Source organism: Citrobacter sp. CRE-46 (assembly GCF_059615875.1).
The window spans coordinates 509,806-535,038 of the sequence record NZ_CM184341.1; the positions used below are offsets into that span (position 1 = coordinate 509,806).

At 52.7% G+C, this 25,233-nt stretch carries 25 protein-coding genes and 1 pseudogene; 15 read left to right on the top strand and 11 right to left on the bottom strand.

The window, feature by feature from the left end; translation table 11 throughout:
- Positions 1-49: 49 nt before the first annotated feature.
- Entirely contained in the window at positions 50-979 is a 930-nt protein-coding gene (aaeR, locus tag AC534G_RS02515) for an HTH-type transcriptional activator AaeR (protein WP_038634351.1), read from the bottom strand.
- A gap of 184 nt (positions 980-1,163) precedes the next feature.
- Here aaeR and aaeX point away from each other — a divergent pair, with 184 nt between their 5' ends.
- The 4 genes from aaeX (at position 1,164) to AC534G_RS02535 (ending at position 4,676) form a co-directional block, all read left to right on the top strand.
- Positions 1,164-1,367: a p-hydroxybenzoic acid efflux pump operon protein AaeX gene (gene aaeX / locus AC534G_RS02520; protein ID WP_003025177.1), complete on the top strand. Its 204-nt coding sequence runs from the start codon at positions 1,164-1,166 to the stop codon at positions 1,365-1,367.
- A 7-nt stretch (positions 1,368-1,374) separates the two neighbouring features.
- Positions 1,375-2,307 carry a p-hydroxybenzoic acid efflux pump subunit AaeA gene (gene aaeA, locus AC534G_RS02525; protein WP_038634348.1) on the top strand — a complete coding sequence of 311 codons (933 nt, stop codon included), beginning with the start codon at positions 1,375-1,377 and terminating at the stop codon, positions 2,305-2,307.
- Positions 2,308-2,312: 5 nt separating this feature from the next.
- On the top strand, positions 2,313-4,280 hold the full coding sequence (gene aaeB, locus AC534G_RS02530; RefSeq protein ID WP_038634345.1) for a p-hydroxybenzoic acid efflux pump subunit AaeB: 1,968 nt from the start codon (positions 2,313-2,315) through the stop codon (positions 4,278-4,280).
- A gap of 117 nt (positions 4,281-4,397) precedes the next feature.
- Positions 4,398-4,676: a barstar family protein gene (locus AC534G_RS02535; RefSeq protein ID WP_038634342.1), complete on the top strand. Its 279-nt coding sequence runs from the start codon at positions 4,398-4,400 to the stop codon at positions 4,674-4,676.
- A 56-nt stretch (positions 4,677-4,732) separates the two neighbouring features.
- Here AC534G_RS02535 and yhcN read toward each other — a convergent pair whose 3' ends face one another.
- The gene (gene yhcN / locus AC534G_RS02540) at positions 4,733-4,999 is read right to left on the bottom strand and encodes a peroxide/acid stress response protein YhcN (RefSeq protein ID WP_110496714.1); all 267 of its coding nucleotides are present in this window, start codon (positions 4,997-4,999) and stop codon (positions 4,733-4,735) included.
- Between the two features lie 375 nt (positions 5,000-5,374).
- On the bottom strand, positions 5,375-5,845 hold the full coding sequence (gene argR, locus AC534G_RS02545) for a transcriptional regulator ArgR (protein WP_003025162.1): 471 nt from the start codon (positions 5,843-5,845) through the stop codon (positions 5,375-5,377).
- Between the two features lie 436 nt (positions 5,846-6,281).
- On the opposite strand from argR, the gene mdh reads away from it, so the two are divergent.
- Entirely contained in the window at positions 6,282-7,217 is a 936-nt protein-coding gene (mdh, locus tag AC534G_RS02550) for a malate dehydrogenase (protein ID WP_038634337.1), read from the top strand.
- Positions 7,218-7,363: 146 nt separating this feature from the next.
- Here mdh and degS read toward each other — a convergent pair whose 3' ends face one another.
- From degS to zapG, 3 genes are all read right to left on the bottom strand, one after another.
- Entirely contained in the window at positions 7,364-8,431 is a 1,068-nt protein-coding gene (degS, locus tag AC534G_RS02555; protein ID WP_038634334.1) for an outer membrane-stress sensor serine endopeptidase DegS, read from the bottom strand.
- 89 nt (positions 8,432-8,520) lie between these two features.
- The gene (gene degQ / locus AC534G_RS02560; RefSeq protein ID WP_069324411.1) at positions 8,521-9,888 is read right to left on the bottom strand and encodes a serine endoprotease DegQ; all 1,368 of its coding nucleotides are present in this window, start codon (positions 9,886-9,888) and stop codon (positions 8,521-8,523) included.
- A 168-nt stretch (positions 9,889-10,056) separates the two neighbouring features.
- Positions 10,057-10,455: a Z-ring associated protein ZapG gene (zapG, locus tag AC534G_RS02565; protein ID WP_003025147.1), complete on the bottom strand. Its 399-nt coding sequence runs from the start codon at positions 10,453-10,455 to the stop codon at positions 10,057-10,059.
- 192 nt (positions 10,456-10,647) lie between these two features.
- Between zapG and zapE the strand changes: the two genes are divergently transcribed.
- The 5 genes from zapE (at position 10,648) to sspB (ending at position 14,291) form a co-directional block, all read left to right on the top strand.
- Entirely contained in the window at positions 10,648-11,775 is a 1,128-nt protein-coding gene (zapE, locus tag AC534G_RS02570; RefSeq protein WP_038634326.1) for a cell division protein ZapE, read from the top strand.
- A gap of 215 nt (positions 11,776-11,990) precedes the next feature.
- Positions 11,991-12,419: a 50S ribosomal protein L13 gene (rplM, locus tag AC534G_RS02575; protein ID WP_003025141.1), complete on the top strand. Its 429-nt coding sequence runs from the start codon at positions 11,991-11,993 to the stop codon at positions 12,417-12,419.
- A gap of 15 nt (positions 12,420-12,434) precedes the next feature.
- Positions 12,435-12,827 (top strand): 30S ribosomal protein S9, encoded by a 393-nt coding sequence (gene rpsI / locus AC534G_RS02580; RefSeq protein WP_000829815.1) that lies wholly within the window; start codon positions 12,435-12,437, stop codon positions 12,825-12,827.
- 316 nt (positions 12,828-13,143) lie between these two features.
- Positions 13,144-13,782: a stringent starvation protein SspA gene (gene sspA, locus AC534G_RS02585; RefSeq protein WP_003025132.1), complete on the top strand. Its 639-nt coding sequence runs from the start codon at positions 13,144-13,146 to the stop codon at positions 13,780-13,782.
- 5 nt (positions 13,783-13,787) lie between these two features.
- Positions 13,788-14,291 carry a ClpXP protease specificity-enhancing factor gene (sspB, locus tag AC534G_RS02590; RefSeq protein ID WP_038634317.1) on the top strand — a complete coding sequence of 168 codons (504 nt, stop codon included), beginning with the start codon at positions 13,788-13,790 and terminating at the stop codon, positions 14,289-14,291.
- A 55-nt stretch (positions 14,292-14,346) separates the two neighbouring features.
- Here sspB and dcuC read toward each other — a convergent pair whose 3' ends face one another.
- Positions 14,347-15,714, bottom strand: a complete 1,368-nt coding sequence (gene dcuC, locus AC534G_RS02595; RefSeq protein WP_110496717.1) for an anaerobic C4-dicarboxylate transporter DcuC — start codon at positions 15,712-15,714, stop codon at positions 14,347-14,349.
- Between the two features lie 359 nt (positions 15,715-16,073).
- Here dcuC and nanR point away from each other — a divergent pair, with 359 nt between their 5' ends.
- The 5 genes from nanR to nanQ all read left to right on the top strand — a co-directional run bounded on the left by nanR (position 16,074) and on the right by nanQ (position 20,939).
- Positions 16,074-16,865, top strand: a complete 792-nt coding sequence (gene nanR, locus AC534G_RS02600) for a transcriptional regulator NanR (protein WP_038634311.1) — start codon at positions 16,074-16,076, stop codon at positions 16,863-16,865.
- Positions 16,866-16,999: 134 nt separating this feature from the next.
- Positions 17,000-17,893 (top strand): N-acetylneuraminate lyase, encoded by an 894-nt coding sequence (gene nanA / locus AC534G_RS02605; RefSeq protein WP_110496719.1) that lies wholly within the window; start codon positions 17,000-17,002, stop codon positions 17,891-17,893.
- Between the two features lie 109 nt (positions 17,894-18,002).
- Positions 18,003-19,493 (top strand): sialic acid transporter NanT, encoded by a 1,491-nt coding sequence (gene nanT, locus AC534G_RS02610; RefSeq protein WP_038634306.1) that lies wholly within the window; start codon positions 18,003-18,005, stop codon positions 19,491-19,493.
- A 106-nt stretch (positions 19,494-19,599) separates the two neighbouring features.
- Positions 19,600-20,469, top strand: a complete 870-nt coding sequence (nanK, locus tag AC534G_RS02615) for an N-acetylmannosamine kinase (protein WP_110496723.1) — start codon at positions 19,600-19,602, stop codon at positions 20,467-20,469.
- 2 nt (positions 20,470-20,471) lie between these two features.
- Entirely contained in the window at positions 20,472-20,939 is a 468-nt protein-coding gene (gene nanQ, locus AC534G_RS02620; protein WP_110498777.1) for an N-acetylneuraminate anomerase, read from the top strand.
- Between the two features lie 60 nt (positions 20,940-20,999).
- Here the strand turns inward: nanQ and AC534G_RS02625 are convergent, their stop codons facing one another.
- From AC534G_RS02625 to AC534G_RS02640, 4 genes and pseudogenes are all read right to left on the bottom strand, one after another.
- Positions 21,000-22,280, bottom strand: a complete 1,281-nt coding sequence (locus tag AC534G_RS02625) for a cytosine deaminase (protein WP_110496725.1) — start codon at positions 22,278-22,280, stop codon at positions 21,000-21,002.
- On the bottom strand, positions 22,267-23,520 hold the full coding sequence (codB, locus tag AC534G_RS02630; RefSeq protein ID WP_085048636.1) for a cytosine permease: 1,254 nt from the start codon (positions 23,518-23,520) through the stop codon (positions 22,267-22,269). The genes AC534G_RS02625 and codB overlap by 14 nt, the downstream gene beginning before the upstream one ends.
- 116 nt (positions 23,521-23,636) lie before the next feature.
- Positions 23,637-23,723 (bottom strand): annotated as a pseudogene (locus tag AC534G_RS02635) (hypothetical protein); the annotation flags it as partial.
- Positions 23,724-23,805: 82 nt separating this feature from the next.
- Complete coding sequence (locus AC534G_RS02640; protein ID WP_038634296.1) at positions 23,806-25,224, bottom strand: glutamate synthase small subunit; 1,419 nt, start codon at positions 25,222-25,224, stop codon at positions 23,806-23,808.
- Positions 25,225-25,233: the final 9 nt, after the last annotated feature.

A 25,233-nucleotide genomic window follows, 5' to 3' on the forward strand; every position in this document is an offset into this window, starting at 1 on the left:
CGGGCATCTTGCCGGATGCGGCGTTAACGCCTTATCCGGCCTGGACTCTTTATTTCTCTTTCCCTCGACCATACATTCCCTGAAACAGCTGCGCCACATCGACAAAATAATCCGTCAGATAGTTAATCACTACCTGAACCTTAAGCGGCAGTTTGTCTTTTTCGGTGTACAGCGCATAGACCGGACGTGGATCCGACTGGTAGCGGGGAAGCAGGATCTCCACCTCGCCGCGATTGATCTCATTGATCACCCACATCAAGGGTACATAGGCAATACCCGCGCCTGCGGCCAGCCAGCGCACCAGCGTCATCGGATCGTTAGTGACGAAACGCCCCTCTGGAATCAGGCGGGTAGAGATCCCCTCCGGGGCGATAAGCTCGAATTCGTTATCCGGGCGCACGCTATATTCCAGCCATGAGTGATTGCTGAGATCGGCAGGTTTTTCCGGAACGCCAAACTGGGCGAGATAACTTTTAGCGGCGCAGACCACCATCGGCATGGCTCCCAGACGACGTGAAAACAGGCTGGAGTCTTGTAACGCGCCGACGCGGATGACCACGTCCAGGCCATCAGCAATTAAATCCGGTGCCGGGATGCCGGTGACCAGATTTACCGTCAGGCCGGGGTACTCTTTCAGCATTTTCGCCGTCAGCCCGGCGAGGACATTTTGTGCCATGGTTGAAGAACAGCCAATACGCAATGTGCCGATAGGAGTGTTATTAAAGGCATACAGCTGCTCATGCACATCCTGCGCTTCGTGCAGCATTCGACGGCAGCCCTGATAATAAATTTTACCGGCTTCGGTTAGCCCAATGCTGCGCGTACTGCGGTTTAGCAGCTTGACCTGTAGTTCATCTTCCAGTTTAGAGACCGTCTGGCTTATCGATGAAACGCTCATTTGCAGCTGTCTTGCGGCGGCGGTGAAGGAGCCCAGTTCGACAACTTTGGCGAACACCGACATACGTTTTAATCGTTCCATTATTCACTCTGGCTTAAAAGTGATTTAGATCACATAATATAGATAACAGCATAACAGTTACGTTAATATATTATTATTCAAATAACGGCTATGTCGCTCTCGCCTGGCTCATCCTTGCCCTTCTCTGCGGTGACATACGCTAGAAAATCTATCACCTGCACTCTCTTAAGCTACCAAGGTCAACATGAGTCTGTTTCCCGTTATCGTGGTGTTTGGTCTGTCCTTCCCACCGATTTTTTTCGAATTGCTTTTGTCACTGGCGATTTTCTGGCTGGTGCGCCGGGTGCTGGTTCCAACTGGCATCTATGATTTTGTCTGGCATCCGGCTCTGTTTAACACCGCGCTGTATTGCTGCCTGTTCTATTTAATAACGCGCCTGTTCGTTTGAGGTTGAAGTGAAAACACTAACAAAAAAACTCTCCCGTACGGCCATGACTCTCGTACTGGTCATTCTGGCCTTCATTGCTATTTTTCGCGCATGGGTGTTCTACACCGAGTCGCCGTGGACGCGTGATGCGCGTTTCAGCGCTGATGTCGTCGCCATTGCGCCGGACGTTGCGGGTCTTATTTCCAACGTTAACGTCCATGATAACCAACTGGTGAAAAAGGATCAGGTGCTGTTTACCATCGACCAACCGCGCTATAAAAAAGCCCTCGAACAGGCTGAAGCCGACGTCTCTTATTACCAGGTTCTGGCGCAGGAAAAACGTCAGGAAGCCGGTCGTCGTAACCGTCTGGGCGTACAGGCCATGTCTCGTGAAGAGATTGATCAGTCTAACAACGTACTGCAAACCGTATTACACCAGTTGGCGAAGGCGCAAGCGACCCGCGATTTGGCAAAATTGGATCTTGAACGTACCGTTATTCGTGCGCCAGCGGATGGTTGGGTGACTAACCTGAATGTTTACAGCGGCGAATTTATTACCCGTGGCTCCACGGCGGTAGCGCTGGTAAAACAGCACTCGTTCTATGTCCTGGCGTATATGGAAGAAACCAAGCTGGAAGGCGTACGCCCTGGATATCGCGCTGAAATTACCCCGCTTGGTAGCAATAATGTGTTGAAGGGTACCGTTGATAGCGTGGCGGCTGGCGTAACGAATGCCAGCAGCACGCGAGACGCAAAAGGTATGGCGACCATTGATTCCAATCTTGAATGGGTCCGTCTGGCACAGCGTGTACCGGTGCGCATTCGTCTTGATGAGCAGCAGGGAACCCTGTGGCCAGCCGGGACGACGGCTACCGTTGTTATCACCGGTAAGCAGGATCGCGATGCCAGTCAGGAATCCTTCTTCCGTAAAATGGCGCACCGCCTGCGCGAGTTCGGTTAATTGCGATGGGTATTTTTTCCATTGCTAACCAGCATATCCGCTTCGCGGTAAAACTGGCGTGCGCAATTGTTCTGGCGCTGTTCGTTGGTTTTCACTTTCAGCTTGAGACTCCGCGTTGGGCGGTGTTGACCGCGGCAATTGTGGCAGCAGGCCCGGCTTTTGCCGCCGGTGGGGAACCCTATTCAGGCGCCATCCGCTACCGCGGGATGCTGCGTATCGTCGGCACATTTATTGGCTGTATTGCCGCCCTGATCATTATTATCAGCATGATCCGCGCTCCGTTGTTGATGATCCTGGTGTGTTGTATCTGGGCCGGTTTTTGTACCTGGATCTCGTCGCTGGTGAAGATCGAGAATTCCTATGCCTGGGGACTTTCGGGTTATACGGCGCTGATCATCGTCATTACTATCCAGGCTGAACCGTTGTTGACGCCGCAATTTGCACTTGAGCGTTGCAGCGAGATTGTGATGGGGATTGTCTGCGCTATTGTTGCCGATCTGCTCTTTTCGCCCCGCTCGGTGAAACAGGAAATTGATGTCGAACTGGACAGCCTGCTGGTGGCGCAGTATCAGCTTATGCAGTTGTGTATAAAGCATGGCGACAGCGAAGAAGTGGACAAAGCCTGGGGCGATTTAGTCCGCCGAACGGCGGCGCTGGAGGGCATGCGCAGCAACCTCAATATGGAGTCTTCACGTTGGGTGCGTGCTAATCGCAGACTCAAAGCATTGAACACGCTGTCGCTCACGCTCATTACTCAGTCCTGTGAAACTTACCTTATTCAAAATACCCGCCCGGAACTTATCACCGACACCTTCCGCGAGTTGTTCGATACGCCGGTTGAAACGGTGCAGGATGTCCATAAACAGTTGAAGCGGATGCGTCGGGTTATTGTCTGGACTGGCGAACGTGAAACACCGGTAACGATTTATAGCTGGGCAGGTGCGGCGACGCGCTACTTGCTACTGAAACGCGGTGTGGTGAGTAATACAAAAATTAGCGCGACGGAAGAAGAGATCCTGCAAGGCGAGCCGGTAGTGAAAGTGGAGTCCGCCGAGCGTCACCATGCGATGGTCAACTTCTGGCGTACCACGCTCTCCTGTGTGCTGGGCACCTTATTCTGGCTGTGGACTGGCTGGACATCCGGCAGCGGCGCGATGGTGATGATTGCGGTTGTCACCTCGCTGGCAATGCGCCTGCCTAACCCTCGGATGGTGGCGATAGATTTTATCTACGGTACGTTGGCGGCATTACCACTCGGGGCGCTCTATTTTCTGGTGATTATCCCCAATACGCAGCAAAGTATGCTGTTGTTGTGTCTGAGCCTGGCCGTGCTGGGATTCTTTCTGGGAATCGAGGTGCAGAAACGACGGCTGGGATCGATGGGCGCGCTGGCCAGCACCATTAATATCATCGTGCTGGATAACCCGATGACTTTCCACTTTAGCCAGTTTCTTGACAGTGCGCTGGGGCAGATTGTTGGTTGTGTGCTGGCATTTATCGTCATTCTGCTGGTGCGCGATAACTCGCGGGACAGAACTGGTCGCGTGTTACTCAACCAGTTTGTCTCCGCGGCGGTTTCTGCAATGACTACCAACGTGGTTCGTCGTAAAGAAAACCACCTTCCGGCGCTTTATCAGCAGTTGTTTTTACTGATGAACAAATTCCCCGGCGACCTGGCGAAGTTTCGCCTGGCGCTGACGATGATTATCGCGCATCAGCGTCTGCGTGATGCGCCGGTACCGGTAAATGAGGATTTATCTGCCTTCCATCGCCAGTTGCGTCGCACCGCCGATCATGTGATTTCAGCAGGAAATGACGATAAACGCCGCCGCTACTTTAGCCAGTTGCTGGAAGAGCTTGAGATCTATCAGGAGAAGTTAATCATCTGGCAAGCCCCTCCACAGGTGACCGAGCCGGTAAAACGACTCAGTGGGATGCTACACAAATACCAGCACGCGCTGACCAGCAATTAAGCACAAAAAACCGATGCCAGAAGCGTCGGTTTTTTTATGGCTATACTTACCTGAAATGCGGGAGGCCCTGCATATTGGCGGTCCGTAGAGTGACTGGCGTCGGGATGGTGGCTATAGATGAACATCTATACGTTTGATTTTGACGAGATAGAAGACCAGGGTGATTTCTACCGCGAGTTCACGCGCGCATTTGGTCTGACCCGGGAAAAAGTGGTCGATTTAGATTCTCTGTGGGAGGTCGTTACCGGAGATGTCTTGCCGCTGCCGGTGGAGATTGAATTTGTCCATTTGCCGGACAAACTACGCAGGCGATATGGCGCATTAATCTTACTGTTCGATGAAGCGGAAGAAGAGCTGGAAGGGCAGTTGCGTTTTAATGTTCGTCACTCAATGTAAGGTACAAAAAAGCCCCCGGCAGGCGGGGGCAAGTCGTCGGTTTAGACGACGAGGGTTTATTTGTACAGTTCTGCAGTCGCGTGCCAGTGAGCACCTTCACGGAGTTCGGTGACGCGATAGCTGCTGGCACCCGCTTTTTCAGCTTTAGCGGCGATAGCCTGACGCATATCCATTGGTGAACTACCGATCTGAGATACAGAGATGCTACCCATGGATTGCAGGTTCTGTGCTTTTTGTGAGTTCACCTGAGTAACCGCGGCGCTTGCACCGAAAGAGAGAACAGAAAGAAGACTTAAAGTTGCAACAGTAGTTTTGATTTTCATGATATTTACCTCGTCGAATTCTTTTATTGTGGGTCTTGTTTCGTGACCCTCATCACAAAATCAAGTATACACTAATAACGCGATAAATTAATACCACGCTAATTGTTTCTATGGTTATTAGGTTTTAAGGAGATTATTTTTTATAACTTAAAGGAATTAAAACTGACGTTTTTAACATTCACATAGAATTAAATTAAGTAAAATCAATGAGATACTGTATTTTGCAAAATGTGCGTTTTTCAGCCTTCATATTCACTATGTGAACGAATTTTAGCGGTTAAACGCACCATTTGTTAAATGAATGGCAGTGGAAAATAGAACCAAGAGGGGGAAGCAGAGGTTTTTCCCCGCCGGGAGTCGACGGGGAAGGAGGTATTACAGTTCTTGTTCGAACAGCTCCAGAATGGCTTCGTACAGATCTTTTACCGTAAAACCCTTAGCTGGCGTGGTGAAGATGGTATCGTCACCGGCAATCGTTCCCAAAATACCTTCCGCTTTACCCAACGAATCCAACAGACGGGCAATCAACTGAGCGGCGCCGGGGCTGGTGTGAATAACCACGACCGCATCGTTGTAGTCGATATCCAGTACCAAATTTTTCAGCGGGCTGGAGGTTGTCGGCACCCCCAACTCAGCCGGCAGGCAGTACACCATTTCCATTTTCGCATTGCGTGTACGCACGGCGCCAAACTTGGTCAGCATGCGTGAAACCTTGGACTGATTGATATTATCAAAGCCCTGATCCTGCAAGGCGAGGACGATTTCGCCCTGAGAGCTGAACTTTTCTTCTTTAAGTAGCGCTTTAAACGCCTTCACTAATTCTTCTTGTTTTGCCGAGCTTCGCATAAGTCACCCGTAATATGGCGGTAGAATCAACATTATTGTGCATACAGATGAATTTTTATGCAAACGGTCTGCCCTGGTAAAGGCTGAAATAATGTTATGAAAGAGCGGAATTTTATCAAATTTCGTTATCAAGAAACATGCCTGTGTCACGGCTCGCAAATAAGGTTAAAAGTAAATTAATTGTTATCAAATTGATGTTGTTTTGAGAGGTGGGTAGGGTATATTGTCAGCACCTGTTGGAAAGTTGCTCTACTGTGCGGGTGGTTTTGAATTACGTAACTTAGGTTTTATTTTACGTAAGTTAAATGCATAAAAGCCAAATTTGCGTGACTACGCATTCTTGACGCGTGGTTGTTGTATTCGTTGGATTTGTGAATTAAGGTCGCCGCCGCGGAGCAATCGACACTTTGCTTATCAATATAATAAGGAGTTTAGGATGAAAGTTGCAGTCCTCGGCGCTGCTGGTGGTATCGGTCAGGCGCTAGCATTACTGTTAAAAACCCAACTGCCTTCAGGTTCAGAACTCTCCCTGTATGACATCGCTCCAGTAACGCCTGGTGTGGCCGTTGATTTGAGCCATATCCCTACTGCTGTGAAAATCAAAGGCTTCAGCGGCGAAGACGCTACCCCTGCACTGGAAGGTGCTGATGTGGTACTGATCTCTGCGGGCGTCGCGCGTAAACCGGGTATGGATCGTTCCGACCTGTTCAACGTCAACGCCGGTATCGTGAAGAACCTGGTGCAGCAGGTTGCTAAAACCTGTCCGAAAGCATGTATCGGTATCATCACCAACCCGGTAAACACGACCGTTGCTATCGCTGCAGAAGTGCTGAAAAAAGCAGGCGTATACGATAAGAACAAACTGTTTGGCGTGACCACGCTGGACATTATCCGCTCCAATACCTTTGTTGCGGAACTGAAAGGCAAACAGCCTGGCGACGTTGAAGTCCCGGTTATTGGCGGCCACTCTGGCGTGACCATTCTGCCATTGCTGTCACAAATTCCTGGCGTGAGCTTCACCGAGCAAGAAGCGGCTGACCTGACCAAACGTATCCAGAACGCGGGTACTGAAGTTGTGGAAGCTAAAGCCGGTGGCGGATCTGCTACCCTGTCTATGGGTCAGGCCGCAGCACGTTTCGGCCTGTCACTGGTTCGCGCACTGAGCGGCGAAAAAGGCGTGGTTGAATGTGCTTACGTTGAAGGCGACGGCCAGTATGCTCGCTTCTTCTCTCAGCCGTTGCTGCTGGGCAAAAATGGCGTAGAAGAGCGTCAGTCGATCGGTAAGCTGAGCGCGTTTGAGCAAAGCGCGCTGGAAGGCATGCTGGACACGCTGAAGAAAGATATTACTCTGGGCGAAGAATTCGTTAAGTAACGCGAAGAGAGGCCAGCGTGTATTTGTAGGCCTGAAAGCTGCGCGCTATCAGGCATTACGTGCTAACTCTCTACGATATCGCCTAATAAAAACCGGAGCCAATGTGCTCCGGTTTTTCATGGTAAGTAGGCTGCCAGGACGTGACGTTAGTTGGTGGCCGGGTATTCCTGAATCGTCACCTGCAGCGTCAGCTGTTTGTCATCGCGCATCACGACGACCGAGATGACTGAACCTGGGCGAATTTCGGCCACCTGATCCATGGTCTCAAGAGCGGATACTGCCGGTTTATTATTGACCGAAATGATCAGATCGTTGACCTGAATACCTGCCTGGGCTGCCGGACCGTCCGGAGCCACTTCGTTAACCACTATCCCCTGAATTTGATCCATCCCGCTGCCTTGCGCGTGCAGTGGCGCAATTTCACGACCGCTGATGCCGATATAGCCGCGAATCACGCGCCCGTCACGAATCAGCTTATCCATAATTTTGGTTGCCAACTGAAACGGAATGGCAAAGCCAATACCTTCCGGGGTTTCGCCGTCGTTACTCTTATCAAATGACAGCGTATTAATGCCCATCAGTTCACCCAATGAGTTAACCAGCGCACCGCCGGAGTTACCGTGGTTGATGGAGGCATCCGTTTGCAGGAAGTTTTGGCGTCCTGTCGGGTTTAGCCCAATACGGCCGGTGGCGCTAATGATCCCCTGGGTAATGGTTTGCCCAAGGTTGTACGGGTTACCGATGGCGAGCACCACATCGCCAATGTGCGGCACACGCTTGTTATTAATGGGGATTGTCGGCAGTCCACCAGTCGCATTGATTTTCAGCACCGCAAGGTCGGTTAACGTATCAGAGCCCACGAGCAGCGCTTCAAATACACGTCCATCCTGTAATGCGACGATGATTTGGTCAGCATCATTAATGACGTGCTTATTGGTAATGATATAGCCGCGCTGATCCATGATAACGCCTGAGCCGAGCGTACGGATCTCAAGCTGGTTATGCGCAGTGCTGTTCATACTGCGGTTATAAACGTTAACGACGGCAGGTGCAGCACGGCGAACCGCTGGGTTATAGCTGGCGGGCGTTTCATCGGCACTGTCGAACTGCGGTGTGGTAAGAGTATTAATTTTGCGCAGAGAGGGCATCGCCGCCAGCAGAATGGCGCCGACGATTAAACCAATCGCGACCGAACGTAAAAGCTTCACAAACATGATGGCGGCGTCATTAAAAAAGGGAACGGCAGCAGCATATCACGAGTTTACCGGACATCACACGGGGAGGGGATGTCCGGTTTAATGCATTAACGCAGGAGCAGGTAAATACTCTCGTTACCGCGAACCACTTGCAGAGCAATGATCGACGGCTTCGTTTCCAGCACCTTACGCATTTCGGCAATCGAGTTTACGCGATCGCGGTTCACGCCAATGATAACGTCATCTTTATGCAGACCGGCCTGCGCGGCTGGGCTACTTTTTTCAACGTTATCAATTTTGATGCCTTTGGTGCCATCTTTTAACTGACCATCGCTGAGCGTAGCGCCTTGCAACGCAGGGGCGATCATTTCCGCGCTGGCGGACGAAGACGTGCTGGTATCGAGGGTGACTTCAACCTCCAGCGGTTTACCGTTACGCAGTAGCCCCAGTTTGACCTTGGTTCCTGGTTCAGTTGTCGCAATGCGTGAACGCAGTTCGGCAAAGCTGCTGAGTGGTTTATCGTTGAGACTGGTAATGACGTCACCGGATTTCACCCCCGCCTTGGCAGAACCTGAGTTAGGCAGAACCTCGCTGACAAACGCGCCGCGTTGCACATTCAGATTGAACGCTTTGGCGATGTCGGCGGTCATTTCGGTACCTTTAATCCCTAACAGACCGCGTTTGATTTCGCCAAATTGCATCAACTGTTGCGCCAGCGTGCGCGCCATGTTGCTCGGAATCGCAAAGCCAATGCCGATGCTGCCGCCGCCGGGCGCCAGAATCGCGGTGTTAATGCCAATCAACTCACCGTTGAGGTTAAGTAACGCGCCGCCGGAGTTTCCCCGGTTGATAGAGGCGTCGGTCTGAATAAAGTTCTCCAGACCCTCCAGGTTCAGACCGCTGCGACCTAACGCCGATACAATACCGGATGTGGCGGTTTGCCCGAGACCGAACGGGTTACCCACGGCTACCGCGAAATCACCCACGCGGAGTTTGTCGGAGTCGGCAATGGCAATTTGCGTCAGGTTACTGGGGTGTTGAATTTGCAGCAGGGCGATATCGCTCTGATCGTCACTGCCGATCAGCTTCGCGTCGAACTCTCGGCCATCGTTAAGCTGAACGCTGATTTTTTGCGCCTGATTAATGACGTGGTTATTGGTCAGGACGTAGCCTTTTGCGGCATCAATAATGACCCCTGAGCCCAGCCCTTCAAAAGGTTGTGAAGGTTGGTCGGGAAGCTCATCACCAAAAAACTTTTTAAACTCTTCCGGGACTTTCTGTCCCTGGACTGCGGTGCCTTCGACCCTAACGCTCACCACGGCAGGTAACACTTTCTCCAGCATCGGGGCGAGGCTGGGAAGCGCAGCCTGACCGGGAACCTGGCCGGGAATCGACGCAACGGCCGGGAATGGCGCCGAGAGAGTTAACCCGACACTTAACGCTAATGCACTCAACAGCTGGGTTTGTTTTTTCATGGATCCTGCTCTCGTACCTTGAGTAAACGGAAGATGATTCAAAACAGTTTGATGTTATTGAATTTTCGGTTTGGTCACAATGAGGCTAACGACTAAATAATAGCTGGGACGGGAAGAGAAGCGGAGGGCGCAATTACTGCGCCCAATAAATTTCTTAATGATGTGCGTTTAGTCGCGCTTTGCGCCACTACGCAGCAGGCCGGAGGCCCCTTCAGAATAGTCACGCGGCATCTGAACCGGCGCCTGATCGTTGCCAGCTTCGGACTCTGCCAGACGATTACGGAACGGGTTGTTTTCCGGCGACATACCTGGCAGCAGGTTGCTCGAGCTTTTCGCCATATGCTGGTAGATCTGACGATAATCGTCCGCCATGTTATCCAGCAATTCAGCGCTGCGGGCAAAGTGGCTCACCAGCTCTTCGCGGTACTCTTCCAGCTCAGCTTTATTTTTTTCCAGTTCGTACTGCAATGCCTGCTGTTGGCGTAATTTACGATTACCAAAACGCATGGCTACAGCACCAATAATGATACCGACGACTAACCCAATTAGCGCATATTCCCAGGTCATGAACATCTCCCGTTGTCTTGTGTTTCCGTAGGGTGTTGGCTTTAGGCTCCATGCCTGCGCCTGATTATGCCACTATAACCGCTAATCCCGTAGAAGTGGAATCCCGTGTTTATATCACGTAATGTAGAACGGCCTTTTTTTCGTCAACCGTGAGCGACGGCACATCGATTCTCAAGGAATAACAATAACATCATGCAAAGCCTTTCCCCGACATCGCGTTACCAGCAAGCCCTTAAAGAGGGCACTCATCAGCCCGACAGCGTACAACAAGAAGCCGTGAATCGACTGGAAACCATTTTCCAGGCGCTAACGACGCCAGCTCGACCTGCGCCGCAGGAGAGTGGTCTGATGGCACGGTTTGGCAAATTGCTGGGCAAGCGTGAGTCGCCGACCAACCCGCCGGTGCGTGGTTTGTATATGTGGGGCGGAGTCGGACGTGGAAAGACCTGGCTGATGGATCTGTTCTACCATAGTCTGCCGGGGGGGCGTAAACAGCGTTTGCACTTTCACCGTTTTATGCTGCGCGTCCATGAAGAGCTTACCGCCCTGCAGGGGCATAGCGATCCGCTGGAAATCATTGCCGACCGCTTTAAAGCCGAAACGGACGTGCTGTGCTTTGACGAATTTTTTGTTTCTGATATCACCGACGCCATGCTGCTTGGCGGTTTAATGAAGGCGCTGTTTGCCCGAGGCATCACGCTGGTGGCGACCTCCAATATTCCGCCTGACGAACTGTATCGTAACGGTTTGCAACGCACGCGTTTTCTTCCTGCCATTGATGCCATCAAGCAGCATTGTGACATCATGAATGTCGATGCCGGCGTCGATTATCGTCTGCGCACCTTAACGCAGGCGCATTTGTGGTTGTCGCCACTGAATGATGAAACCCGCCAGCAGATGGATAAGCTGTGGCTGGCATTAGCGGGAACCAAAGGTGAACATGCGCCGACGCTGGAGATTAACCATCGTCCGATGCAGACGCTGGCCGTCGAAAACCAAACGCTGGCGGTGTCATTCACCACGCTCTGCGTCGATGCTCGCAGTCAGCATGACTATATTGCGCTGTCGCGTCTGTTTCACACGGTGCTGTTGTTCGATGTGCCGGTCATGACGATGCTGATGGAAAGCGAAGCGCGGCGCTTTATCGCGCTGGTGGATGAGTTCTATGAACGCCACGTCAAGCTGGTGGTGAGTGCGGCATCTCCCTTATATGAGATCTACCAGGGCGAGCGTCTGAAGTTTGAATTTCAGCGTTGTTTGTCGCGTTTGCAGGAGATGCAAAGCGAGGAGTACCTGAAGCGGGAACATTTAGCCGGTTAAACCTGCCGCAAATCACATAAAGGGGTCGATCTTTGACCCTGACTTCTCTATAATCTTGCGACCCCACGTTACAAGAGAGTTTTTTCCCAAAACTTTCTCGCCGGCATAGGCTATTCGAAGGGGTAGGTTTGCCGGACTTTGTCGTGTGAACCTCAACTGACTAAAACGTTTGGGTGAACACCTACGTGTAACTTATTTATTTGGGTAAGCTTTTAATGAAAACTTTTACAGCTAAACCAGAAACCGTAAAACGCGACTGGTATGTTGTTGACGCGACCGGTAAGACTCTGGGTCGTCTGGCTTCCGAACTGGCTCTGCGCCTGCGCGGTAAGCACAAAGCGGAATACACTCCGCACGTAGATACCGGTGATTACATCATCGTTCTGAACGCTGACAAAGTTGCTGTAACCGGCAACAAGCGTACTGACAAAGTGTACTATCACCACACCGGCCACATCGGTGGTATCAAGCAAGCGACCTTTGAAGAGATGATCGCTCGTCGTCCTGAGCGTGTGCTTGAAATCGCGGTTAAAGGCATGCTGCCAAAAGGCCCTCTGGGTCGTGCTATGTTCCGTAAACTGAAAGTTTACGCTGGCAACGAGCACAACCACGCGGCACAGCAACCGCAAGTTCTTGACATCTAATCGGGATTATAGGCAATGGCTGAAAATCAATACTACGGCACTGGTCGCCGCAAAAGTTCCGCAGCTCGCGTTTTCATCAAACCGGGCAACGGTAAAATCGTAATCAACCAACGTTCTCTGGAACAGTACTTCGGTCGTGAAACTGCCCGCATGGTAGTTCGTCAGCCGCTGGAACTGGTCGACATGGTTGAGAAACTGGATCTGTACATCACTGTTAAAGGTGGTGGTATCTCTGGTCAGGCTGGTGCGATCCGTCACGGTATCACCCGCGCTCTGATGGAGTACGACGAATCCCTGCGTGGCGAACTGCGTAAAGCTGGCTTCGTTACCCGTGATGCTCGTCAGGTTGAACGTAAGAAAGTCGGTCTGCGTAAAGCACGTCGTCGTCCGCAGTTCTCCAAACGTTAATTGCTTTCTGCTTTGGCAGACAACAATTTGCGAAAAAACCCGCTTCGGCGGGTTTTTTTATCACTATTTCTCCCCCTTGAACCACGGTAATCCGCTGATTGCCACCTCTTTTTTCCCATTTCAAGAATCGACTCACCACAAAGGTCACAAAATCTGGTAAACTATCATCCAATTTTCTGCCCAAATGTCAGGTATCGCTCATTTTTTGTTTGTATTTTAAACAGTAATGGCTTTCCTGAGTCTGGGTGACATCACTTCTGGCTGGTCACTGAGTGGCTGGTAGCAGTAAAAATTCTGAATATACCTGGAGGTTTTCATGGCTGTCGCTGCCAACAAACGTTCGGTAATGACGCTGTTTTCTGGTCCTACTGACATCTATAGCCATCAGGTCCGCATCGTGCTGGCTGAAAAAGGTGTTAGTTTCGAGATTGAGCACGTGGAGAAGGACAATCCACCTCAGGATCTGATCGACCTCAACCCGAATCAGAGCGTACCGACACTGGTGGATCGTGAGCTGACCCTGTGGGAATCTCGCATCATTATGGAATACCTGGATGAGCGCTTCCCGCATCCGCCGCTGATGCCGGTTTACCCGGTTGCGCGTGGTGAAAGCCGCCTGTACATGCAGCGTATCGAAAAAGACTGGTACACGCTGATGAACGTCATTGTGAACGGTTCCGCTTCTGAAGCCGAGGTCGCGCGTAAGCGTCTGCGCGAAGAGCTGCTGGCAATTGCGCCAGTATTCGGTCAGAAACCTTACTTCCTGAGCGATGAGTTCAGCCTGGTAGACTGCTACCTGGCGCCGCTGCTGTGGCGTTTACCGCAGTTGGGTATTGAATTCAACGGTGCCGGTTCGAAAGAACTGAAAGGTTATATGACTCGCGTCTTTGAACGTGATTCTTTCCTGGCTTCTCTGACTGAGCCTGAACGTGAAATGCGTCTGGGCCGGGGTTAACCTGTATGGATTTGCCACAGCTAACACCACGCCGTCCGTATCTGCTGCGCGCATTCTATGAGTGGTTGTTAGACAACCAGCTCACGCCGCATCTGGTGGTTGATGTGACGCTCCAGGACGTGCAGGTTCCGATGGAATACGCACGTGACGGGCAAATAGTTCTGAATATTGCACCGCGCGCGGTGGGGAACCTGGAACTGGCAAACGACGAAGTACGCTTTAACGCGCGCTTCGGTGGTGTGCCGCGTCAGGTTTCCGTCCCGCTGGCTGCGGTTCTGGCTATTTATGCTCGTGAAAACGGCGCCGGTACGATGTTTGAACCGGAAGCCGCCTACGACGAAGATGTCGCCAGCTTAAATGATGACGACAACGAAGCGTCTGGTTTTGAGAGTGAAACGGTCATGTCGGTCATTGATGGCGATAAGCCTGACAACAGCGACGACAACGATCCGGATGACACTCCGCCGCCGCCTCGCGGCGGGCGCCCAGCGCTACGCGTAGTGAAGTAAATAGTGAAATAAAAAACAGGCCCTTTCGGGCCTGTTCTGTTTTCTGGCTCCGCAATCAATAAAACAGCGCGATGGTGACTATCATATTCACCACAAATCCTACTGCCATCGGAATAGCGGTGCGCTTTACCACCTCAAAGGGCGACACGCCGGCAATCCCTGAAGTTACGACAATCACCGCGGTAATGGGTGATACCGCGCGGGCCAGCGTAGTGGCAAAATGCATCGGCATAATCATCACCACTGCCGGAATATGCAGCCCGGCAGCAATATCCGGGATCAGGCTGGCAAAAGACATAAACGGTGCGTTGCCTGATCCCATGACGATCGCGCAGGCGGCGATGACCACGGCCATGATGATCATCACGCCGATGCCGCCCAGGCCGGAGTGTTCCGCGCCTTTAATCACGGCGTCCACTGTGCCGATAGTCGTCAACCCTTTGGCAAAGATCTCACCGGCGACCACCAGTGTGACAACGTTGGCAAACTGCGTCCCCATGCCGTCAAAAAAAGCCTGCACATCATCCATTGTTTCGCGCAGATTATGTTTATGCAGGAATTCGACAAACATGGTCAGCGTCATGCTCATGAGCATCACCACCACCAGATTCAGCTCTGCCTGCATTAATCCCATATGTGCCAGCAACAGTGAACCCAGCATCAGGATCAGCGGCATCACCGGTAAAATGGCGTAATACAGCGGGGGCACATCTTCCAGCGTCTTTTGCTCAGCGAACCTGTTGTTTTCCGGTAACGTTTTTTTATCAAATCGGCGCTGTACGAAAAAATGCGCAATGGCGACAGCGACAATAACGCATGAGGCGACGGGGAGCTGATAATGGAAGAAGTAGGTGGCGATTTTCATGCCCGCGACCTGCGCGGCAAAAATAGAGTTGGTTTCCAGAATGCCCCATTCAATCGACATCGAGGTAGCAATGACCGCAACCGCGGATAATCGACTCACGCCAAGACTGACCAGCGTTGGGAAAAGCGTCACCATCAGCAGCATGCCTAACCCGGAAGCGCTGGTAATGAACTGCGCCATGATCTGACCAATCACATAGGTGGCGGCCAGCACGACATAGGGGGAACGGATTAGCTTCAGCGGTCGGCTTAACAGGCTAACCATCGCTCTGCTGGCCCCCATCCTGTCCATATAACGGGCATAACCGCCCACCGCCATGATGGATAACCCCAGCCCTGCCGCCCGATTTGAGAGCATACGCAGAATTTCGTTGTAAATATCGACCAGGAGATAGCCGCTACTTTTATCGTCAGCGACCAGCATGCCGTAACCCAGCCAGACGCCGCAGATCATCAGGAAGATCCCGGCTGCGGCCAGCACGACCTGGGGTTTGTAGTTTTTGAGGATCAAGTAACCCATCGTTAATAAAACGATGACAGAGATAATAATGCCGAACATTGTTTCACTCCATGCCAGGGAAGATGATAAATCCGGTAATAATGCTGTTGTCAAAATGGATGTTATATTTTTCTGGACACTTTTTATGGAGTGGATATCTTATTTTTAATGCAATGGTTAATTTATTTTTCGTTATAAAATAGTTGGTTATGATAAATTATCACGTTCATATTCATAAATTTCACGAAGCTGATATGATCTTGTTTAATTAAAGATACTCAGCATGTTTAAGCGAAATATAATATTAATATTAAATATATTATTCATAAGCCAGACTGTCTGGATGACCATCATTTCACCCTGCTTTCGATCCTGTGTTAGGATAAACCCGCTGTTGTTTGTCACCACGACTTAGCTGAATGGACCCTATGAACGCATTTGATTCGCAAGCTGAAGACTCTCCATCCACCATTGGCCGTAGCTTACGCAATCGCCCGCTGGCGCGTAAAAAACTGTCTGAGATGGTTGAAGAAGAACTGGAGCAGATGATCCGTCGTCGGGAATTTGGCGAGGGGGAACAACTGCCGTCTGAGCGGGAGCTGATGGCCTTCTTTAACGTGGGCCGTCCTTCTGTACGAGAAGCGCTGGCAGCGTTAAAACGCAAAGGCCTGGTACAAATCAACAACGGCGAGCGCGCCCGCGTTTCGCGTCCTTCGGCTGATACCATTATCAGCGAGCTCTCCGGTATGGCCAAAGATTTCCTCGCGCATCCCGGCGGCATAGCCCACTTCGAGCAGCTGCGCCTGTTCTTTGAATCCAGCCTGGTACGATATGCCGCAGAACATGCTACTGACGAGCAAATCGACAGACTGGCGAAAGCACTGGAGATCAACAGCCAGTCGCTGGATGACAATACGCTGTTCATTCGCTCGGACGTTGATTTTCACCGCGTGCTGGCGGAGATCCCGGGCAATCCCATCTTTATGGCGATCCATGTTGCGCTTTTAGACTGGCTGATTGCTGCCCGCCCGACCGTTGCCGATCAAGAGTTGTATGAGCACAACAACGTGAGTTATCAGCAGCATATCGCCATTGTCGACGCAATTCGCCAGCGCGATCCTGAAGAAGCTGACCGCGCACTGCAAGAACACCTCAACAGCGTTTCCGCAACCTGGCACGCCTTCAGCAAAAATAAAAAATTGCGTAAGTAATCGCGATCCTGACGATCTTTTAGTGAAGCAGATCGCACTATAAGCGTTCTGTATTGTATTGCTGCTTATTTGTTCTGGTATAACAGGTATAAAGGTATGCAGTCAGATAACACTAATCATCGACAGAGGTAGTTATGGCAAGAGATTTAAAAGGCGTAATGCCAGCGTTGTTAACCCCATTCGATAACCAACAGCGGCTGGATGTTGAGAGCCTGCGCCGGCTGGTGCGTTTCAACATTGGCCAGGGTATTGATGGGCTCTATGTCGGTGGCTCTACGGGCGAGGCCTTTGTCCAAAATCGCGTTGAAAGAGAGCAGGTGCTGGAAATTGTTGCCGAAGAAGCGAAAGGCAAGGTGACGCTTATCGCCCACGTTGGCACGGTGAGCACCGAAGAGAGCCAGCAGCTGGCGAGCGCCGCGTATCGCTACGGCTTTGATGCGGTTTCAGCCGTCACGCCGTTTTACTATCCGTTCAGCTTCGAAGAGCACTGCGATCATTACCGCGCAATTATTGATTCAGCGAATGGATTGCCGATGGTGGTCTATAACATCCCGGCGCTGAGCGGCGTAAAACTGACGCTGGATCAGATCAACACGCTGGTGACGCTACCTGGCGTTGGCGCGCTGAAGCAAACTTCCGGCGATCTCTATCAGATGGAACAGATCCGCCGCGCTCATCCCGATCTGGTGCTTTATAACGGTTATGACGAGATTTTCGCTTCTGGTTTGCTGGCGGGCGCAGATGGCGGTATCGGTAGCACTTACAACATCATGGGATGGCGTTATCAGGGAATTGTGAAAGCGCTCAAAGAAGGCGATATCCGGACGGCACAAAAGCTGCAAACTGAATGCAATAAGGTTATCGATCTGCTCATTAAGGTTGGCGTGTTCCGTGGCCTGAAAACGGTACTGCACTATATGGACGTAGTTTCTGTTCCGCTGTGTCGTAAGCCGTTTGCCCCGGTAGATGAACGCTATCTGCCGGAACTGAAAGCGCTGGCTAACCAACTGCTGGCGGAAAAGGCGTAATCGCGGGTCGCCGGGGACGCTTCGCTCGCCCGGCCTGGATTTTCGACCGTAGGCCGGATAAGGCAAAGCCGCTATCCGGCACAACAACAAAAATCGTCGGGAGAGTAAAATGAGTACTTCTACCCAGAGCATCCCGTGGTATCGCCATCTCAATCGGGCGCAATGGCGGGCATTTTCCGCCGCCTGGCTGGGATATTTACTTGATGGTTTTGATTTTGTGTTAATCGCCCTTGTGCTGACGGAAGTACAAGGCGAATTCGGTCTGACGACGGTGCAGGCTGCCAGTTTGATCTCAGCCGCCTTTATCTCCCGCTGGTTTGGCGGGTTAATGTTGGGGGCCATGGGCGACCGTTACGGACGCCGTCTGGCGATGGTCACCAGCATCATACTGTTCTCTGTGGGGACGCTGGCTTGCGGCTTCGCGCCGGGTTACACCACCATGTTTATCGCCCGCCTGGTTATTGGGATGGGGATGGCCGGCGAGTACGGTTCCAGCGCCACCTATGTCATTGAAAGCTGGCCTAAACACCTGCGTAACAAAGCCAGTGGTTTCCTGATCTCCGGCTTCTCCGTTGGTGCCGTGGTCGCCGCCCAGGTTTACAGCCTGGTGGTCCCGGTCTGGGGATGGCGCGCGCTGTTTTTTATCGGCATTCTGCCGATTATCTTCGCCCTCTGGCTGCGTAAAAATATTCCGGAAGCGGAAGACTGGAAAGAGAAACACGAAGGCAAAGCGCCGGTGCGGACGATGGTGGACATTCTCTACCGGGGCGAACATCGGGTTATCAATATTCTGATGACTCTCGCCGCCGCAACCGCGCTGTGGTTCTGCTTTGCGGGCAATTTGCAAAATGCGGCTATCGTGGCGATTCTCGGACTGATATGCGCATTTATCTTCATTAGCTTTATGGTGCAAAGCAGCGGTAAGCGTTGGCCAACGGGCGTCATGCTGATGGTCGTCGTGCTGTTCGCTTTCCTTTACTCGTGGCCGATTCAGGCGCTGCTGCCCACGTATCTGAAAACCGAACTCATGTATGACCCCTCAACGGTTGCCAGAGTGCTCTTCTTTAGCGGCTTTGGCGCGGCGGTCGGTTGTTGCGTCGGTGGGTTTCTTGGCGACTGGCTGGGCACCCGTAAAGCCTATGTCTGCAGTCTTTTGGCCTCGCAGTTGCTGATTATTCCAGTGTTTGCGATCGGTGGTTCAAACGTCTGGGTACTCGGTTTGCTGCTGTTTTTCCAGCAAATGCTCGGTCAGGGGATCTCCGGGATCTTACCGAAATTAATTGGCGGCTATTTCGATACCGACCAGCGTGCTGCGGGTCTGGGCTTCACCTACAACGTTGGGGCGCTGGGCGGGGCACTGGCGCCGATCATCGGCGCGCTGATTGCACAACGTCTGGATCTGGGTACTGCGCTGGGATCGCTCTCCTTCGGCCTGACATTTGTGGTGATCCTGCTGATTGGTCTCGATATGCCGTCCCGCGTACAGCGCTGGCTGCGCCCTGAGGCGTTACGCACGCATGATGCCATCGATGGTCGGCCATTTAGCGGGGCCGTGCCGTTCGGCGGTGACAAAAGCACCATGGTGAAATCCAAAAGTTAATCGGGTTGCCCGGCGCTAAACCGGGCAACTAGCGAAAGGGAAGAACGATGTCGTTATTTGAGCAGTGGGATAAAAAGCTTATCACCGCGATGCAGAAGGCTGCGTCATGACTACGCTGGCGATTGATATTGGCGGCACCAAACTGGCTGCCGCGCTGGTGGACAGCAGTCTGCAAATCCGCGAACGGCGTGAATTGCCAACGCCTGCCAGCAAAACGCCGGATGCGCTGCGCGCCGCGTTAAAGGCACTGATTGCGCCACTACAAGGGCAGGCGAAGCGGGTGGCGATCGCCTCGACGGGGATTATCCATGAGGGTTCTTTGCTGGCGCTGAATCCGCATAACCTCGGCGGGTTGCTGCATTTTCCGCTGCGGCAAACGCTAAACGATCTCACCGGTTTGCCGACGCTGGCGGTCAATGATGCGCAGGCCGCGGCGTGGGCTGAGTATCATGCGCTTGGCGGCAAGTATCGCGATATGGTGTTCATTACTGTTTCCACCGGCGTGGGCGGCGGGGTAGTGAGTGCTGGGAAACTGCTGACCGGAGTCGGCGGTCTGGCCGGGCATCTGGGACATACGCTGGCCGATCCGCATGGACCCGTGTGTGGCTGCGGGCGTGTGGGCTGCGTTGAAGCGATCGCATCTGGTCGTGGGATCGCGGCGGCTGCCGAAGGCGCGCTTGCCGGATGCGACGCCAAAACTATTTTTAGCCGTGCCGGGCAGGGTGATGAGCAGGCAAGCCAGTTGATCCATCGCTCAGCGCGAACATTGGCAAGGCTTGTCGCTGATGTGAAGGCCATGACCGATTGCCAGTGCGTGGTCATTGGCGGCAGCGTTGGGCTGGCTGAAGGGTATCTGGCGCTGGTGGAACATTATCTGGCACAAGAGCCTGCGGCCTATCACGTGGAATTACTGGCAGCGCATTACCGTCATGACGCTGGATTATTGGGGGCTGCGTTGTTGGCCCGGGGAGAATAATGATGATGACCGATGAGCTGCGTTCACTGCCTTCTTCCGGATTACATCCGGTATTGCAGGAAGCGCTAACGCTGGCCGTTGCGGCAAGGCCGCAGGAGAAAGTACCAGGATGTTATGAGCTGCAGGGCGATAATATTTTTATGAACGTCATGCAGTTCGTCACGCAGAGCCCAGAGCAAAAGAAAGCGGAGCTGCATCAGCAGTACATTGATATTCAGGTGCTGTTGTCCGGTGAAGAACGCATTCTGTTCGGGATGACCGATTCTGCTCGCCAGTGCGAAGAGATACATGCTGAGGACGATTATCAACTGTGCAATCACATTGCCGATGAGCAGGCGCTCACCTTAAAGCCGGGAAGATTCGCAATTTTTATGCCGGGTGAACCGCATAAACCGGGTTGTGCAGTGGGGGACCCAAGGGAAATCAAAAAAGTCGTGATTAAGGTGCGCGCCAGCTTGTTACACGCCTGACGATGAGAGAGACGGTGTCGGATGACAAGGTTGGCGCCATCCGACACGGGATATAACAATTTAGCGCTTAAACGTCACCGCTTCCGGCTGCGTCAAGTGCAGCGTGGTCTGGCTGGGGACCGTCTCGGCAATGACTCGCCCGTGACGCATAGAATACCGTGCTGGCGTCTGGCGACGAACCGCGTCAAATCCATTTTCAGCCGGTAAAATCACCAGATTCGCGGTGTTCCCCACGCTCAGGCCATAGTCTTGCAGGTGCAGGGTTTTCGCGCTGTGGGTAGTGATCAGATTCAGTCCATCATTTATCTGCCCGTATCCCATCAGCTGGCACACGTGTAACCCCATATGCAGCACCTGTAACATATTTGCCGTGCCTAATGGATACCACGGATCGAAGACGTCATCATGACCGAAGCAGACGTTGATCTCCGCTTCCAGCATCTCTTTGACGCGCGTGACGCCGCGGCGTTTAGGATAAGTGTCAAAGCGTCCTTGCAGGTGAATATTCACCAGTGGATTGGCGACAAAGTTAATACCGGACATTTTCAACAGGCGGAAAAGACGGGAAGCATATGCGCCGTTATAGGAGTGCATTGCCGTGGTATGACTGGCAGTCACGCGCTCGCCCATATTGTAGCGATGCGCCAGCGCCGCGACGGTCTCAACAAAGCGTGATTGCTCATCGTCAATTTCGTCGCAGTGCACATCGATAAGTCGGTCGTATTTTTGCGCCAGGGCGAAGATTTTGTGCAGCGACTCCACGCCATATTCACGCGTAAATTCAAAGTGAGGAATCGCGCCGATGACATCGGCCCCCAAACGCACGGCTTCCTCTAACAGCGCTTCACCGTTGGGATAAGACAGAATACCTTCTTGCGGGAATGCAACAATTTGCAGCTCTACCCACGGCGCGACCTCTTGCTTCACTTCCAGCATGGCTTTCAAAGCCGTTAGCGTAGGATCGGAAACGTCAACGTGGGTACGGACATACTGGATGCCATTAGCCATCTGCCATTTCAGGGTTTGCATCGCGCGCGCTTTGACGTCTTCGTGAGTCAGCATTGCCTTACGCTCGGCCCAGCGTTCAATACCCTCAAACAGCGTACCAGACTGGTTCCAGTTCGGCTCACCCGCGGTTTGCGTGGTATCCAGATGAATATGTGGCTCAACGAACGGTGGGATTGCCAGACCGCCCTCGGCATCAAGCACTTCGCCTTGTGGTAACGCAGCTGCGTCCTGAGGCTCAATCCGGCTGAAGCGCCCGTTTTCAATCGTGAGCTGCCATAATCCTTCGCGTCCCTGTAAACGCGCCTGACGGATGGTGATGTTATTGTTCTGCATGGCTGACCTCTGGTGATTTAGCAAGGCTGCGATTGAAAAGTGGATTCAGCAGGATATAGCTGAATACGCCGCCGAGTACGGCGTTGACTGGCACAATACCGGGAATATAGTGACCGGCGGCAATGCCCAGTGCAACGGACAAAATAGCTATCCAGTTGACGGTCATAAATCGTGCTTTGCTGAAATCGGCATATCGGCGATGGTTCAGCAGATAGTCGGCGATAATCACCCCGCCAATCGGCGGAATCGCTGCCGACAGAAATGTTAGCCAGCCAACAAAGTTATTGTAAAGCCACAGCGCGCAGAGTGTGCCAATAATGCCGTTAGCCACCGACAGCGTACGGCTGGAAAGGCCGGTAATATTGGCAAATCCCAGACCCGATGCGTACAGCGCATTGTCATTAGTGGTCCAGATATTCAGGCCGAGCACCACAATCGCTGGCAGCAGCAGGCCCTGGGCTATCATCACGTCAGAAATATCTGCTTGTCCGACTGCAGCGGCGCCCGCCGCACCGAAGATAAACATCAACGAGTTGCCAAGGAAAAAAGCGACCATGGCAATCAGCACCGCGCCTTTGGCATTGCGGCCAAAGCGAACGAAGTCAGCAGTTAACGTCCCGGCGCTGACAAACGAGCCTACCACCAGCGCCAGAGCGGTGGAGAAATTAAGCGGCGTTTGCGGCGCAATCGCTTTTAAATGGTCTAAACCGCCGACATCGCTCACCGCAAGCCAGACGGAGTAGCTGCCAAGAATGACGATGGCGGGCACGGCGATGATAGATAAAATGGTCAGGGCCGAGATGCCAAAAAAGATAGTCATCGTCATCAGCAGACCGGAAACCGCAATCAGGATATTGACGTCAATCCCCGTCGCTTTGCCAACCGGGATGGCAAACATGGCCACACCCACGCCAAACCAGCCTACCTGGGTGCCGCCTAATAGCAGTGAAGGAAGCCAGGAACCTTTCACGCCAAATGAGTAACGAGCAAGGAGGTGGGTGGAGAGTCCGGTTTTTGCGCCGATGAAACCGAGAAATGCAGTGTAAATACCGAGGAGAAGATTACCGAAGAGAACTGCGAGGAAGAAATCATTATAAGAAAGACCGGTACCGAGTGTGCCACCGGTCCACATACTGGCGGAAAAAAATGTGAGCCCCAACATAACAAACGTTAGTGGTATCACGCCTTTCCGCGCCGCCAGAGGGACGGGGCCCTGGCTATAATTGTTGTCCTGCGACACAACGCCTCCATGAATTTTGCCCAAAAAATCCGCCGCATAATATACAGTTCTCAGAATAAAGCAAACGTTTTCGTGTGATGTTTTCTTGATGATTATTCATGGGGTTAATGGTTTCGCTAATTTTTCTCCGTCGTCAATGAACCACCGTGTGTGAGTTGAGTTTCCAGCATGGTTTGCGAACGAATGAGTTCGTCTGTGAGTAATACCAGTAAGCTGACCATGTAAGCGGAAAAATATTAGCTCCCCATCCATCAGCGTCAGGCTGTGGCAGGGGAGCCCGAAGAGTTACACTTCCAGATAATTCAGAATCCCGTCAGCCGCTTTACGACCTTCGGCAATCGCGGTGACCACCAGATCCGAACCGCGCACGATATCGCCACCGGCGAAGATTTTCGGGTTGCTGGTCTGAAAGGCGATGTCACTGCGCTCAGGGGCGATAATCCGGCCCTGAGAATCCAGTTCGACGCTGTGTTTTGCCAGCCATTCCATACTGTGCGGACGGAAACCAAACGCCAGTACCACCGCATCCGCCGGTACAACGTGCTCGGAACCGGCGACGATCTCCGCGCGGCGACGACCCTTCGCATCCGGTTCGCCCATTTCGGTACGCGCCATTTTCACGCCGCATACTTTACCGTTGGCATTCACTTCCACGCCTAACGGCTGGACGTTGAACTGGAATTCCACGCCTTCTTCACGCGCGTTTTTCACTTCGCGCTTGGAACCCGGCATGTTCTCTTCGTCGCGGCGATAGGCGCAGATTACGTGTGCTGCGTTCTGGCGAACCGAAGTGCGCACGCAGTCCATTGCCGTATCGCCACCGCCGAGAACGACGACGCGTTTGCCTTCCATGCTGATGTACGGCTCGTCGCTGCTTTCGCCAAAGCCCATCAACTGTTTAGTATTGGCGATCAGGAATGGCAGGGCGTCGAATACGCCGGAAGCGTCTTCGTTCTCCAGTCCGCCGCGCATCGACTGATAGGTACCTACGCCAAGGAATACCGCGTCGTAATCCTTCAGCAGGTCGTCGAGCTGGACGTCACGGCCCACTTCCACGTTGAGTTTGAACTCAATACCCATGCCGGTGAAGATTTCACGGCGGCGGGTCATGACCTCTTTCTCCAGCTTGAAAGCCGGAATGCCGAAGGTCAGCAGACCACCGATCTCCGGATGACGATCAAACACCACTGCCTTCACGCCGTTGCGGGTTAGCACATCAGCGCAGGCCAGGCCCGCCGGCCCCGCACCGATAATCGCCACGCGTTTGTCCGTCTGGCGCACACCGGTCATATCCGGGCGCCAGCCCATTTCGAACGCTTTATCGTTGATATAGCGCTCGATGTTACCGATGGTCACCGCGCCGAACTCGTCATTCAGGGTACAGGATCCTTCACACAGACGATCCTGCGGGCAGACGCGGCCGCAAACTTCCGGCAGGGTGTTGGTCTGGTGTGACAGCTCAGCCGCTTCAAAAATACGCCCCTCGTTGGCCAGCTTCAGCCAGTTTGGGATGTAGTTATGCACCGGGCACTTCCACTCGCAGTACGGGTTGCCGCAGGACAGGCAGCGATCCGCCTGCGCTTTCGCCTGGCCTTCAGAAAAAGGCTCGTAGATCTCGATAAACTCGATCTTACGGATCTTCAGCGGTTTCTTCGGCGGATCAACGCGCTGCAGGTCGATAAATTGGTATACGTTCTGACTCATTGCTGCTAC

What these genes read in the sequence shown, in the direction of transcription:
- aaeR (WP_038634351.1), bottom strand. Translation starts at nt 979, where the DNA reads ATGGAACGATTAAAACGTATGTCGGTGTTCGCCAAAGTTGTCGAACTG.
- aaeX (WP_003025177.1), top strand. Translation starts at nt 1,164, where the DNA reads ATGAGTCTGTTTCCCGTTATCGTGGTGTTTGGTCTGTCCTTCCCACCG.
- aaeB (WP_038634345.1), top strand. Translation starts at nt 2,313, where the DNA reads ATGGGTATTTTTTCCATTGCTAACCAGCATATCCGCTTCGCGGTAAAA.
- AC534G_RS02535 (WP_038634342.1), top strand. Translation starts at nt 4,398, where the DNA reads ATGAACATCTATACGTTTGATTTTGACGAGATAGAAGACCAGGGTGAT.
- yhcN (WP_110496714.1), bottom strand. Translation starts at nt 4,999, where the DNA reads ATGAAAATCAAAACTACTGTTGCAACTTTAAGTCTTCTTTCTGTTCTC.
- argR (WP_003025162.1), bottom strand. Translation starts at nt 5,845, where the DNA reads ATGCGAAGCTCGGCAAAACAAGAAGAATTAGTGAAGGCGTTTAAAGCG.
- mdh (WP_038634337.1), top strand. Translation starts at nt 6,282, where the DNA reads ATGAAAGTTGCAGTCCTCGGCGCTGCTGGTGGTATCGGTCAGGCGCTA.
- degS (WP_038634334.1), bottom strand. Translation starts at nt 8,431, where the DNA reads ATGTTTGTGAAGCTTTTACGTTCGGTCGCGATTGGTTTAATCGTCGGC.
- degQ (WP_069324411.1), bottom strand. Translation starts at nt 9,888, where the DNA reads ATGAAAAAACAAACCCAGCTGTTGAGTGCATTAGCGTTAAGTGTCGGG.
- zapG (WP_003025147.1), bottom strand. Translation starts at nt 10,455, where the DNA reads ATGACCTGGGAATATGCGCTAATTGGGTTAGTCGTCGGTATCATTATT.
- zapE (WP_038634326.1), top strand. Translation starts at nt 10,648, where the DNA reads ATGCAAAGCCTTTCCCCGACATCGCGTTACCAGCAAGCCCTTAAAGAG.
- rplM (WP_003025141.1), top strand. Translation starts at nt 11,991, where the DNA reads ATGAAAACTTTTACAGCTAAACCAGAAACCGTAAAACGCGACTGGTAT.
- rpsI (WP_000829815.1), top strand. Translation starts at nt 12,435, where the DNA reads ATGGCTGAAAATCAATACTACGGCACTGGTCGCCGCAAAAGTTCCGCA.
- sspA (WP_003025132.1), top strand. Translation starts at nt 13,144, where the DNA reads ATGGCTGTCGCTGCCAACAAACGTTCGGTAATGACGCTGTTTTCTGGT.
- sspB (WP_038634317.1), top strand. Translation starts at nt 13,788, where the DNA reads ATGGATTTGCCACAGCTAACACCACGCCGTCCGTATCTGCTGCGCGCA.
- dcuC (WP_110496717.1), bottom strand. Translation starts at nt 15,714, where the DNA reads ATGTTCGGCATTATTATCTCTGTCATCGTTTTATTAACGATGGGTTAC.
- nanR (WP_038634311.1), top strand. Translation starts at nt 16,074, where the DNA reads ATGGACCCTATGAACGCATTTGATTCGCAAGCTGAAGACTCTCCATCC.
- nanA (WP_110496719.1), top strand. Translation starts at nt 17,000, where the DNA reads ATGGCAAGAGATTTAAAAGGCGTAATGCCAGCGTTGTTAACCCCATTC.
- nanT (WP_038634306.1), top strand. Translation starts at nt 18,003, where the DNA reads ATGAGTACTTCTACCCAGAGCATCCCGTGGTATCGCCATCTCAATCGG.
- nanK (WP_110496723.1), top strand. Translation starts at nt 19,600, where the DNA reads ATGACTACGCTGGCGATTGATATTGGCGGCACCAAACTGGCTGCCGCG.
- nanQ (WP_110498777.1), top strand. Translation starts at nt 20,472, where the DNA reads ATGATGACCGATGAGCTGCGTTCACTGCCTTCTTCCGGATTACATCCG.
- AC534G_RS02625 (WP_110496725.1), bottom strand. Translation starts at nt 22,280, where the DNA reads ATGCAGAACAATAACATCACCATCCGTCAGGCGCGTTTACAGGGACGC.
- AC534G_RS02640 (WP_038634296.1), bottom strand. Translation starts at nt 25,224, where the DNA reads ATGAGTCAGAACGTATACCAATTTATCGACCTGCAGCGCGTTGATCCG.